10 protein-coding genes are annotated in these 11,868 nt (G+C 48.7%); 8 read left to right on the top strand and 2 right to left on the bottom strand.

What is annotated here, in order from left to right:
* The first annotated feature begins 149 nt into the window (after positions 1 to 149).
* The 3 genes from BWI93_RS18690 (at position 150) to BWI93_RS18680 (ending at position 3,492) form a co-directional block, all read left to right on the top strand.
* On the top strand, positions 150 to 1,472 hold the full coding sequence (locus tag BWI93_RS18690; RefSeq protein ID WP_094814064.1) for a Gfo/Idh/MocA family protein: 1,323 nt from the start codon (positions 150 to 152) through the stop codon (positions 1,470 to 1,472).
* A 71-nt stretch (positions 1,473 to 1,543) separates the two neighbouring features.
* The gene (locus BWI93_RS18685; RefSeq protein WP_141217529.1) at positions 1,544 to 3,022 is read left to right on the top strand and encodes a hypothetical protein; all 1,479 of its coding nucleotides are present in this window, start codon (positions 1,544 to 1,546) and stop codon (positions 3,020 to 3,022) included.
* Positions 3,001 to 3,492, top strand: a complete 492-nt coding sequence (locus BWI93_RS18680; protein ID WP_141217528.1) for a hypothetical protein — start codon at positions 3,001 to 3,003, stop codon at positions 3,490 to 3,492. The genes BWI93_RS18685 and BWI93_RS18680 overlap by 22 nt, the downstream gene beginning before the upstream one ends.
* Here the strand turns inward: BWI93_RS18680 and BWI93_RS18675 are convergent.
* Entirely contained in the window at positions 3,431 to 5,899 is a 2,469-nt protein-coding gene (locus tag BWI93_RS18675; protein WP_094814057.1) for a thiamine pyrophosphate-dependent enzyme, read from the bottom strand. The genes BWI93_RS18680 and BWI93_RS18675 overlap by 62 nt on opposite strands.
* Before the next feature lie 301 nt (positions 5,900 to 6,200).
* Here BWI93_RS18675 and BWI93_RS18670 point away from each other — a divergent pair, with 301 nt between their 5' ends.
* The 3 genes from BWI93_RS18670 (at position 6,201) to BWI93_RS18660 (ending at position 8,510) form a co-directional block, all read left to right on the top strand.
* Complete coding sequence (locus tag BWI93_RS18670; RefSeq protein ID WP_094814055.1) at positions 6,201 to 6,593, top strand: DUF1573 domain-containing protein; 393 nt, start codon at positions 6,201 to 6,203, stop codon at positions 6,591 to 6,593.
* A gap of 494 nt (positions 6,594 to 7,087) precedes the next feature.
* Positions 7,088 to 7,678, top strand: coding sequence for an RNA polymerase sigma factor (locus BWI93_RS18665; RefSeq protein ID WP_094814053.1), 591 nt, complete (start codon positions 7,088 to 7,090; stop codon positions 7,676 to 7,678).
* A gap of 4 nt (positions 7,679 to 7,682) precedes the next feature.
* Positions 7,683 to 8,510, top strand: coding sequence for an anti-sigma factor (locus BWI93_RS18660; RefSeq protein ID WP_176454274.1), 828 nt, complete (start codon positions 7,683 to 7,685; stop codon positions 8,508 to 8,510).
* A 111-nt stretch (positions 8,511 to 8,621) separates the two neighbouring features.
* On the opposite strand, the gene BWI93_RS18655 is transcribed toward BWI93_RS18660, so the two are convergent.
* Positions 8,622 to 9,140, bottom strand: a complete 519-nt coding sequence (locus tag BWI93_RS18655) for a phosphoheptose isomerase (RefSeq protein ID WP_094814049.1) — start codon at positions 9,138 to 9,140, stop codon at positions 8,622 to 8,624.
* Between the two features lie 172 nt (positions 9,141 to 9,312).
* Between BWI93_RS18655 and dnaG the strand changes: the two genes are divergently transcribed.
* Entirely contained in the window at positions 9,313 to 11,352 is a 2,040-nt protein-coding gene (gene dnaG, locus BWI93_RS18650) for a DNA primase (RefSeq protein ID WP_094814047.1), read from the top strand.
* A 79-nt stretch (positions 11,353 to 11,431) separates the two neighbouring features.
* Positions 11,432 to 11,851 (top strand): hypothetical protein, encoded by a 420-nt coding sequence (locus BWI93_RS18645; protein WP_141217527.1) that lies wholly within the window; start codon positions 11,432 to 11,434, stop codon positions 11,849 to 11,851.
* Positions 11,852 to 11,868 lie beyond the last annotated feature (17 nt).

Genomic DNA, 11,868 nt, shown 5'->3' with positions numbered 1-11,868 from the left:
ATGAATCGGGACAGGAGTCGTTAAGCGTCTCAGACGCAAAACAAGCCAATCAGATTATAGCATGACGCTCTCAAGTCGAGACTTAACTGAAAACCGAAAATTGCAAACGGAAAACTGAACTAATCAACTCTAAACTCAAACCCTTTTCTATGAACAAAGATTTTCAATCTCGCCGGGATTTTGTGAAAGCTGGCTCGTTGCTGGCTGGTGGATTATTAGCCGTACCGCTTACGTCGAAGGCCGACGGTTTTTTCAATTCAAGCGTAGCCGATGAAATTAAGATCGCTCTGGTTGGTTGCGGGGGTCGCGGTTCGGGAGCGGCGGTACAGGCTTTGTCGACCAAACAAAACGTCAAGCTGGTAGCCGTAGCCGATGCCTTCGCGGATCGCATGGAAGGTGGCCTGAAAAATATTACGGAAGCCCTGACGGCTTCAGGTTCCGCCGACAAAATCGCGGTAGGGGATAATAAATTCGTGGGTTTCGATGCCTACACGAAAGCCATTCCCCTGGCCGATGTCGTTATTCTGGCGACACCTCCGGGATTCCGCCCCATTCATTTCGAAGAGGCCGTTCGGCAGGGTAAGCACATTTTCATGGAAAAACCCGTAGCAACGGATCCAGCGGGTGTGCAAAAAGTATTGGCTGCTGCTGCAGAAGCCAAAAAGAAAAAGCTGAACGTTGTGGTAGGGCTGCAACGTCACTATCAGAATTCGTACCGGGCTTTGCTGAAAAACAAGGCCATGATCGGCGACATTGTTTCCGGAAACGTGTACTGGAACAACGACGGCGTGTGGGTAAATCCGCGTAAAGACGGACAAACCGAGATGGAATATCAGATGCGTAACTGGTACTACTTCAACTGGTTATGCGGTGATCATATCAACGAACAACATATTCACAACATCGACGTATTCAACTGGTTCAAGGGATCGTATCCGGTTCGGGCCAAGGGTACGGGTGGCCGTGAAGTGCGAAAAGGCAAGGACTACGGCGAAATTTTCGATCACCACCACGTTGAATTTGAGTACGCGGACGGTACGATCCTGAATTCCGAGTGCCGTCACATGAAAGGCACTTGGGCCAAGGTAGATGAAACCATTCTGGGTACGAAAGGAAAAATCCTGTGCGGGGATGCGAAGATTGTCGATTACAAAGGCAAGCCCCTGTTCCAATTCAACAAGAAAACGGAAAACAACCCCTATCAGGCCGAGCACGATGAGTTGTTTGCGGCGGTCGCCAAAGGGGAATACAAATTCGCCGATGCCGAAAACGGAGCTAAATCCACGATGACGGCCATTCTCGGACGTCTGGCCACGTATTCGGGTCAGGTAATGGAATGGGATACGGCCCTGATGTCAGGTCTGAGTCTGCAACCCGCTGAGTATAGCTGGGACGCGAAAATGCCACTCAATCCGGATTCCAATGGCTTGTATCCGGTGGCGGTGCCGGGCGTGACGCGGTTTTTTGTATAGAAATTTTTCTCATTTTAGGGGTCTGGACTCGCAAGGGTCCAGACCTTTTGCTGTCTATACCCCCTTTGCCGGTGAATTCTAAAGCGTTCTATTATCTCTTTCGTCATCCGTATGCTCAGTTAGGATGGTGGATTGGAGCAGGTGTTTCGGTACTCCATGTCTTGTTCTATCAATTTGCTGAACTGATCTGGAACCAGTGGACGCCGCCGAAGCCCGAAACCTTAACACCTACGATTGCGTATGGGCTGACCGGGCTATACACCAATCAGACCGAGCCGGATGGCATTGAAGCGTTTGTTTTACACGGCAGCATGTGGGTATTAGTAGGATGGGGACTGATAAAAACGGTCTATCTGAAAAACTGGAGCGTGTGGCCTGCCGTGGGGCTGTGTGTACTATTTTTCTTTCGGGCGGGTTTTCATCCACCCGCCGATGGGTTCTTATTCGGAACAGGTGTTCGGTATTACCCAGCGGTTTTGGTGGGACTTTCGGCGTTTGTAGCGGGGGTGGTCTGGCTTTCCAGCCATTATAAACCCTGGCACGCCTGGTTGTGGCTGGCTGCTCTGGCCGTGCCCTGTTTTATCGCGGGAGGACGTCCTTCTGATTGGGATTACTCCTTTGTCTTCGCTCCGGCCTATGCCTTAGTCAGTGGTATTTCAATTAAAGCTATCTATTTTCAGTATGACTTACTGCTTTCCGGGCTGGCCGCTTTGTTCTTCAAATGGCATATTGACCTGAATTACTTTCAGGTACTAGGGCAAGCTTCGGTCTGGATTTTCTGTGTATTGATTTTCTGGTGGGCGAAGGAAGTTTTTCAAGCTAAACAACTGGCTCTTTACCTGTTAGTAGTCGTATTCATCATGCGGCTTTTTCCGTACTACACGGATACCTACGCTGAATTTCAGATGAGTCCGCTTCGGCTGGACTGGTGGATTGTCGTAGCTCTGCTGGCCTGGAAAAAAGGAACGGATCACTGGAGCGTGGGATTGTTACTAGCGTTTCTTCTCGTACTCCACCGCAGTTTCGGCATTTTCTACTCCATTGCCTACGTTGAGTACATAGTTCTTACGATGGGTAGCGAACTGCTGGGGCCGTCTGGTCAGAAAACGAAATTTCTTCCCCTGGTTCAAACCTATGTACGACGGTACGCCATCAATGTAATCCTGCTGGGAACAGGACTTATCGTGACGTACCTCATCTTTGGTAACGTACTCTCACCGGGCATGAAAATCTACCAGAGCTTAAAGATCGGCTTCATGCGAGTAGCTCCGACTTCCTTTTTCTGGTACATCATTGGCATTATTGCCCTTACGGGAGCTACGTTGTTTCGATTCAAAGAAGAAGTCTCGCTCCAGTACCGGGAAGCCGTCTTTCTGTTGATGGCACTGACGATCTGTAATCTCTTTTACTTTCTGGGTAGAAGTCACGAACATAACCTGCCGAATACTTCCGGTCCGGTATTCGTCTTACTATTCGTCTGGATTGATTTACTGTGGCGAAAAAAATGCCCATACGATCCATCCGTAGAGTGCTCTATTGGTTACCCGTAGGCATACTCTGGTTTTCGGGACTGGCGTATATGGTGGGAATAAAAGATAAGCTTTCGGGGATGGCTACGAATATAAAACACCGACGAACAATTTATTCCTTTCAACACCCCAGTTCAGCAAAAAGAGCTATGGTTCGTCAACTCACGAACCATAGCTCTAAAGTGTATTTCTACGACCAAAGCCTGGGTAGAAATTTCTGGTATATGTGGGATGGTCAGTATCCGCCAGTGGGTTATTACCAGCCTTATTCGGCCTGGCCTTTACTGACCGAACTCATTCCCTTCTTTCAGAACCTACTGGACGAGGGTTATTATCTGGTTACGGAAACACCTTCGGAGGCTGCTGCCATCTTACCGCATCTTCGCTATACCAGTAAAGTAACGAAAGATGGCTTTATTGTTGTTCATGCTATTTCTGAACCGAATCGTTCTCTTTCCACCAGCGACTTCCCGAAAACGACCAGTCACTGATTTCGTACCCAAGAGCCGGGTACCGACGCGGATCGCACTCGTGTAACATTTCGTAGGCTACATCGAATACATCTTCCGTATTGGGTTTCGAGAAATAATCGCCGTCGGTGGTATAAGCCGGACGGTGCGGGTGAGCCGACATCGTACGCGGTTCTGAATCCAGAAAACGGAATACCTTCTGCTCATCCAGAATTTTGTGCAACATAAAAGCCGAGGCTCCACCGGGCATATCTTCGTCGGCAACCAGTAAGCGATTCGTTTTTTGCACCGATTCAGCGACCATGTGTGGCAAATCGAAGGGGATGAGCGTTTGTACGTCAATCACCTCGGCTTCGATGCCTACCTGAGCCAGTTGCTCGGCGGCTTCCAGTACGATGCGGCACATCGAGCCGTACGTTACAATCGTAAGGTCGCGGCCTTCGCGTAAGATTTCCGGATGACCCAGGGGCAGGCAGAATTCTCCCAGATTCGTAGGAAGCCGTTCCTTGCTACGGTACATATTCAGCGGTTCAACCACCAGAGCCGGATCATCACCGCGTAACAACGTGTTGTAAAAACCAGCAGCCTGCGTGAGATTGCGGGGTACAATCATGTGCATGCCGCGTAAGGCGTGCAACAGAACGGCCATAGGCGAACCCGAGTGCCAAACGCCTTCAAGTCGGTGTCCCCGCGTACGAACAATGACGGGAGCCTTTTGTCCGCCCGCCGTACGGTAATGCAGACAGGCCAGATCGTCGGATAGCGTAGCCAGCGTATAGAGCATGTAATCCACGTACTGCACCTCTACGATGGGTCTTAGGCCCCGCAAAGCAGTACCAATGCCTTGACCAATGATCGTACTTTCCCGGATGCCCGTATCCGTTACCCGAAGCTCACCGAACTTGGCCTGTAAACCCGCCATACCCTGGTTGACATCTCCAATCTTGCCCACGTCTTCACCGATGGCGAAAATGCGGGGATCCTGAGCAAACAGGGCTTCAAAGTTTTTGTTGATTATCTCTCGTCCATCCAGAAAAGGAGCGTCTTCGGCGTATTGCGGAGCTACCGGCGTTACCCGCAGCGGTGATTCGTCGGACTGGCTGTATAAATACGTATTAAATCGTACCCAGTTTTCGTGCTTGGTACGGTTAATCCAATCGATCAAAAGCGGTTTCGTAGCGGTTTCTTCAAAGCGTAAGGCTCGAATGGCTTGTTTAACGGTTTCGATTACGTCTGAACGCAGCGGGTTCTGCGTTTTTTGTAAGGCCGAACGCAGGGCTATCACTTCCTCGCCGGAACGACTCTCGCGAGCGGCCTGAGCGAGCAACTCCATAGCCACATCAAAATCAGGCTTTAGCGAAGCCAGATACGCCTGCCAGGCCGCATCCCGCCCTACTTTAGCCACTTTAGCGGCTTCGTTTTCAATCGCGGTAAGTTCTTCTTCGCTAGCGTAACCATTCTCCAGAATCCATGAACGAAACTGGCGGTTACAATCCATCTCCACTTCCCACTCAAGGCGTTCCTTGGACTTGTACCGTTCGTGCGAGCCAGACGTGGAGTGCCCCTGCGGCTGCGTAACTTCCTGAACGTGAACCAGACAGGGAACGTGTTGAGTACGAGCCAAATCGGATGCTCTCTGATACGCTTCTACCAGACCTAGATAATCCCAGCCTTTCACCGTAATAATCTCTAAGCCTGTTTTTTCCGCCGTTCGCTGAAAACCAGCTAGAGCTTCAGAAATACTTTCTTTGGTGGTCTGATAACGGATGGGCACGGAAATACCGTAGCCATCATCCCAAACCGAAAATACGACCGGAATCTGTAATACCCCTGCCGCGTTGATGGCTTCGAAAAACATCCCTTCGGACGTAGAAGCATCACCAATGGTGGCAAAACAGACTTCATTTCCCTGTATGGAAAAATCACTGAACTGCTGTAAGTCCGAATTCTGACGGTACAACTTGGAAGCGTATCCCAGGCCAATCGAACGGGGAATTTGTCCGGCCGTGGGCGAAATATCGGAAGCGTTATTATACCGGGGCGTTTGCGGAAGCCAGTGGCCCTGGTCATCCAGGTGCCGCGTGGCGTAGTGACCATTCATCATGCGGCCACCCGTGTTGGGTTCCGCTTCCAGATCGGTATGGGCGTAAATCTGAGCGAAATATTGTTGCCAGGTCAGTTCCCCCAACGCTGCTACTACGGTCTGGTCCCGGTAATAGCCTGAACGCCAGTCGCCTTTGCGAAACGCCCGGGCCAGGGCAATCTGAGCCAATTCCTTACCATCACCGGTGATGCCAAATTTTGCTTTGCCCATAAAAACTTCTTTACGAGCGAGCAAGCTGGCATGGCGACTTTCCCAGGCAATCCGGTAGTCGATGAGAATTTGCTCTTTAGTAACTGCAACGCTGTCAAGGGTGGCTTGTTCCATCGAAAAAAGCGGTTAATCGAGTGATACAACGCAGGCAACTCATTCCCTTTAAAAATGAATGCTTGCCTTCTTTACATCATGAACTGAGAAAGAAATTCCTTCAAAGACGGAATTTTTATCCATGTGTACGATGTTTGTCAGGGTAAAAATAAAGCAAAAGCCGCGAGCAATCCAAACGCGGGCGGGGCCGCTCAAATTCCATTAACATATCGTTAACAAGGTACTGTTTTGCTTATAAAAAGGTTCCCACTACTTTTGCTACCGTCAAATTTTCGAAACCAAACAAATCCTATACCAACCAATGAAAAAGCAACTTTTCTTTTTACTGGCTTTTTTCTTGATTTCTGCTGGAGCCTTTGCTCAGGGTAAAATTAAAGTAGATTCGGAAACGAAAGATTTTGGTAAAATTGCTCAGGGTACGCCCGTTACGCATGAATTTACGGTAACGAATACGGGCAAAGCTCCGGTAGTCATCAGTAATGTAACGGCTTCCTGCGGTTGCACGACGCCGAAATGGTCACAGGCTCCCATCCTGCCCGGTAAGACCAGCAAAGTAAGTGCTACGTATAATGCAGCCTCCGTAGGCCCTTTCAACAAACAAATCACGGTATACAGCAACGCTGAAAACAGCACCGTGACGATGTTCCTGAAAGGCGAAGTACAGCAAAAAGCCGCTACGAAAGGCGTGAAATAACCATTGCTCTTCTTTAAAAAGAGATTCCTGCAACGGGAATCTCTTTTTTTATGGCCTTAGGGAGGGGCAGACGGGTAGCTGGTAGTTCAGGGCAATCCGGTTTGAAAGATTGGATTGAAAATTAATTATTTTTTTATTGAAAATTAATTGTCTGATAATCAATGAATTAAGAATATTTTTAACTTTTTTAAAAAAATTATCCAGGAATAAATCCAGGTGATAGGCAAATCCCGTAACTATCTCTGGACAACCGAAACTGCTCAGACTATACCTTTTGTATCGTTTGAGTAGTAAGTTAAAGGTGTGGGTTAATTCATTTCCGGTACAAAGGGCTTCTCCATAGAAGCCCTTTGTCTTTTCAGTACCCACTGTCCATCCGCCACTCAAACCAATTCATATCAGCGACCCAAGGCACAATCTGAAAACTGAGGAGTTATTGAAAAATATCTATCATCCTGTTAGTTTTGTTCCAAAATATTTAAGTTCTGCCTCCTTTGGGAAAAAAACGCATTGTCGTCGCTGAAAAAGATCTGGTTGGCTTGCTCCGTGAGCGAGATCAACGTGGATTTACTATCCTGTATGATAATTATTCCTCGGCTTTATACGGGGTTATTTTGAAAATCGTCAAATCGGAAGAAACGGCTTCGGATGTTATGCAGGAAGCCTTTGTAAAAATTTGGCGAAATATTGAATCTTATGAACGTTCGAAGGGCAGTTTATTCACCTGGATTTTGAACGTTGCCCGTAATACGGCTATTGATAAGTTACGATCTCAGGACTATCAACAAAATACTCAAAACCAACCGCTTGAGTATTTCGTAAGTGTAGTTGAAGAAGAAAATCCAGTAGAGCATCAGGTAGATGCCATTGGAGTTCGTAAAGTGGTCGATCAACTTCGTCCTGAATATCGTTCTATCATCGATTTGGTTTACTTTCAAGGCTACACGCAGGCAGAAGTCGCCGACGAACTTGAAATACCCCTGGGTACGGTGAAAACGAGGGTAAAAGCGGCCCTAGCTCAACTCCGAACATTGATTAGTATTCTGATTTTGTTGTCGTATTTCACCACCTACATTAATTCGTAACAAATTGAATGAGCATGAAATAGTTTCGTCTGGCTTGCTGGAAAGCTATGTGCTGGGAATTACTTCAAAAGAAGAATCCACGTTAGTGGAGAGTCTTTTAACGAATCAACCTGAATACCAGGCTCAAGTAGAGGCCATACAGGATAGCCTGGAAGCCTACGCTTGGCAAAATGCTCAGGAACCTCCGGTGTCGGTTCGAGAAAAAGTATTGGGAAGTATCCAGGAGTTGGCAGCAGGCCAGGGCGTTCCGGTGGCAGAGTCGCCTGCGAACAACCTGAGAATCCAACGCCCCGGCATTTCGGTTACCAGATCTTTGGTAACGTCCCGTAACTGGGTGGCTGCAGCTGTAGTCATCGTAGTTCTAAGCGTAGTAGGTAACGTATTTTTATTCAAGCGATTGAAGGCTTCCGAGGAACAGTTAGCCTCGCTGGAATCACAAAATACGCAGTTAGCGAATAATCTGGAAGCTCGTAAAGCCAGCTTTGAGAATGCCCGTCAGGAGATTGCTGTCTTGCAAAATCCGGGAACCAAACTCATCAAGCTAAAAGGCGAACCCATCGCTCCAACGGCGTTTGCGATGCTGTATTCGAACAATTCGAAGCGGGAAACGTACATGGCTAACGTCCAGTTACCCGCTGCTCCGCACGGTAAACAGTATCAGCTGTGGGCGATTGTTGATGGCAAACCCGTAGACGCCGGGTTGTTCGACAAAAATACCAGCTTACAGAAAGTAAAAAGTATTGACGGAGCTAACGCCTACGCTATTTCACTCGAACCCGAAGGCGGTAGCGGTATACCGACTGGACAGGTGTATGTGAAAGGGAACTTGTAAAGGAAGTTTAGTGAGTTAGTCCAATAAAAAAGGTGACCTGATTTGTCAGGTCACCTTTTTTATTGGACTAGTAGTTAGCGTGAGTTTGAAACGCTCAACTCACACACTGTATTACTTGCGTTGGAAATCATCCTGTACGCGAACGATATCATCTTCGTCGGAAGGATTGGTAGCGTCCGTGTGTTGCCAGATTTCGGCGACGATACCCCAATTATCCAAACCAATCAGTCGGTGACGCTCGCCCTGTTGCAGCGTAATTAATTCGCCGGGTTCGTAGGTACGGGTTTCGCCTTCTTCGTCGGTCGGGCTGGTCATCACGGCTACAGTGCCCGCAACCACTCGCCAGATTTCGGCCCGACGGAAGTGATACTGCCACGAAAGACGTTTTTCGGGACCAACCACCAGGATTTTCGGACTCAATTTAGCGTAACCTTCCAGATCCGTCATTTGAATCGTAGGGAAATATGTGCTGACAAATTCAGCCGTTTGAGCTTCATCGATAACGAAGAAGCCACCCCAGGGACGGGTTTGATCCTGCGTAGCAATGTTCAGCCCGTGGCTGCCCAGCTCAGTGGCAATTTTTTCGAAAAGTTCGGCCTTAGAAGTTTCAGCAGAAAAAGACAGATTCATGATTTGTATTCGTGATTTACGGTGATAGTATCGAAAGGAGAACACGACCTTGGCCGCAAAGTACTAAAACTTTTAGGGTCCCCGCCATCGCATCAGACCAGAAATTTCTCGAAAAAGATATACCATAGCGTTCCGGCATTCTGATCCCGGGCAATTGCTGTATCTTTGACTTATGCGAATACCACAGGAAACCGTCCAGCTCATTCAGGAAACGGCCGACATTGTCGACGTCATCAACGACTACGTGACGCTTAAGAAACGCGGAGCCAACCTGATTGCCTGTTGCCCGTTTCACAATGAAAAAACGCCCTCGTTCAACGTTAATCCGGTACGGGGTATTTTCAAATGCTTCGGTTGCGGCAAAGCGGGTGATTCCGTGAAGTTTATCATGGAAATTGAAGGTATCGGTTACCCCGAAGCCTTGCGGCATCTGGCCAAAAAATACGGCATTGAACTCAAGGAAACGGAGCAGACGCCCGAAGAAATTCAGTCGCAAAACGAACGGGAAAGTCTGTACATCGCCCTCGACTACGCCAAGAAATTCTACCAGGAGCAACTCCTGCAATCCGACGAAGGCCAGTCGATTGGCCTAAGTTATTTTCAGGAACGGGGCTTCAATCGGCAGACCATCCAGCAATTCGAGCTGGGTTATGCCCTGGAAAGCTGGGATGCGTTTACCAAGAATGCCCTTCAGCAAAAATTTCAGATTGATGTACTGGAAAAAGCGGGTTTGTCCATTCGGAGGGATTTGGATTCCCGTCCCGACGCCCGCGTTTTTGACCGCTTTCGGGCTCGGGTGATCTTTCCGATTCATAACGTTTCCGGGAAAGTGATTGCCTTTGGGGCCCGGATTCTGAAGGCTGATAAAAACCAGCCCAAGTACCTCAACTCGCCGGAAACGGAAGTCTATCACAAGTCGAATGTCCTGTACGGAATCTATCAGGCGAAGAATGCGATTCGTAATGAAGACGTCGCTTATCTGGTGGAAGGTTACACGGACGTAATTTCTTTGCATCAGTCGGGAATTACGAACGTGGTGGCTTCGTCGGGTACGGCACTGACGGTCGAACAGATTCGACTGATTGGTCGCTTTTCGCAGAATATTACGGTGCTGTACGACGGCGACGCGGCGGGAATCAAGGCCTCCTTACGCGGACTGGATCTGATTCTGGAAGAAGGTCTGAACGTGAAGCTTTGTACTTTTCCCGAAGGCGAAGACCCGGATAGTTACGTCCGCAAAATCGGGGGCGAAGCCTTCCGGCAGTACATCAAAACGCAGGCGGTTGACTTCATCCGTTTCAAGGCCGAAGTACTCCTGCAGGATGCGGGTAATGATCCCTTCCGCAAAGCCGGTGTGATCAAGGAAATGGTCGAGAGCATTTCCAAAATCCCGGATGCCATTACGCGGCAGGTATTCTTCCAGCAGACGGCCCGGCTGATGGATTTGCCCGAAGAAACGCTGATAGCCGAAGCTAACAAACGCGTACGCGAGCGGATCAAGAACGATACCAAAGTCCGCGAAAAACAGGAACGAAAGTCCGAACCACCGCTGGATTTGCCACCGGGGGTAGGGGCTTTTTCGCCGGACGACGAGCCGGATTTTGCGGAGTTAATGGCGGCTGAACAAGGTCAGCCCGCCCCCGTTCCCGTATCCAAGCCGAAGCGTACGCCACTTTCGTACCAGGAAGAAGCCTTTTGCCGATTGCTGATTTTGTACGGAACGACGGTGATCGAAACGGAAACCCGGGAAGACGGACCGCACGACATTACGCTGATGGAATACATGGTGAGTCAGACGTATGACCTGGATTTCCAGACGCCTCTGTACCAGCAATTCATGGATATTTTTCGGGCGGCAACCCAGCAGGAAGCTTATCCGGATACTAATTTCTTCCTGAGCCATTCCGATGCGATTATTCAGGAAGCCAGTATTGACTTTGTGTCGGAACGGCACCCGCTCAGCGAGAACTGGGAGAAAATGCACGAAATTTATATCCCGCACGAACGCGATCAACTGGATAAAGTAGCTCACCGGTGTGTCCTTCGACTGAAAAAATCATTCAACGATCAGCGGATGCACGACATTAAACAACGGTTGACGGAAGTGACGCAGGCCCACGAGCAGGAAGAATTATTGATGCAATTCATGAAAATGAAACGGATCGATCAGGCTCTGGCGAAAGAACTGGGAATTGTGGTAACGGGCTATTGATACCGTAGCCTAAGTATTGCGGAGCGGTTTTCAGAAGCCAAACGAATTCGGCGTAGCTTGGGGACTTTACGACCAGGCTATGAAAAATCAAGTACTGAATCAGCTTGCTCATCTGCAACGTAAGCAAACCGGGGTGTATGGGTGCAGCCTGGGGGTTACGGCTCTGAGTGGAACCGTAGTACTGTCGCAGGTAAAATTCCCTGTAATGCTGACTACCGATTTGATGCTAAATGCCAGCATGTTACTGTGGACGGGGTACGGAATTTACAGTCTATATTATTCTCGGAAACTGGCTTTGGGCGTGACTGTACTGGGACTGATTGCTCTCTGGATTAGCGACCATTTGGAAAAGCAGCTTATACCGATTAGTTGGGCAGCCGTGGGTGTATGTATTGGTAGCGTTATCCAACTGAGTATGGTTCGAAAGATAGGAGCCTTAGTAAGCAGTCCACTTACGTTAATACGACTGATTTTTAATCGAATAGGGGTAGAAGAATAAGGTATAGAATGGGTTTT

It is taken from the genome of Siphonobacter sp. BAB-5385 (genome assembly GCF_002261125.1).
In the GTDB taxonomy this organism is placed as follows: Bacteria; Bacteroidota; Bacteroidia; order Cytophagales; family Spirosomataceae; genus Siphonobacter.
Note: the sequence above shows the minus strand (reverse complement) of the source record. Positions and strands in the feature narration are given on the sequence as shown.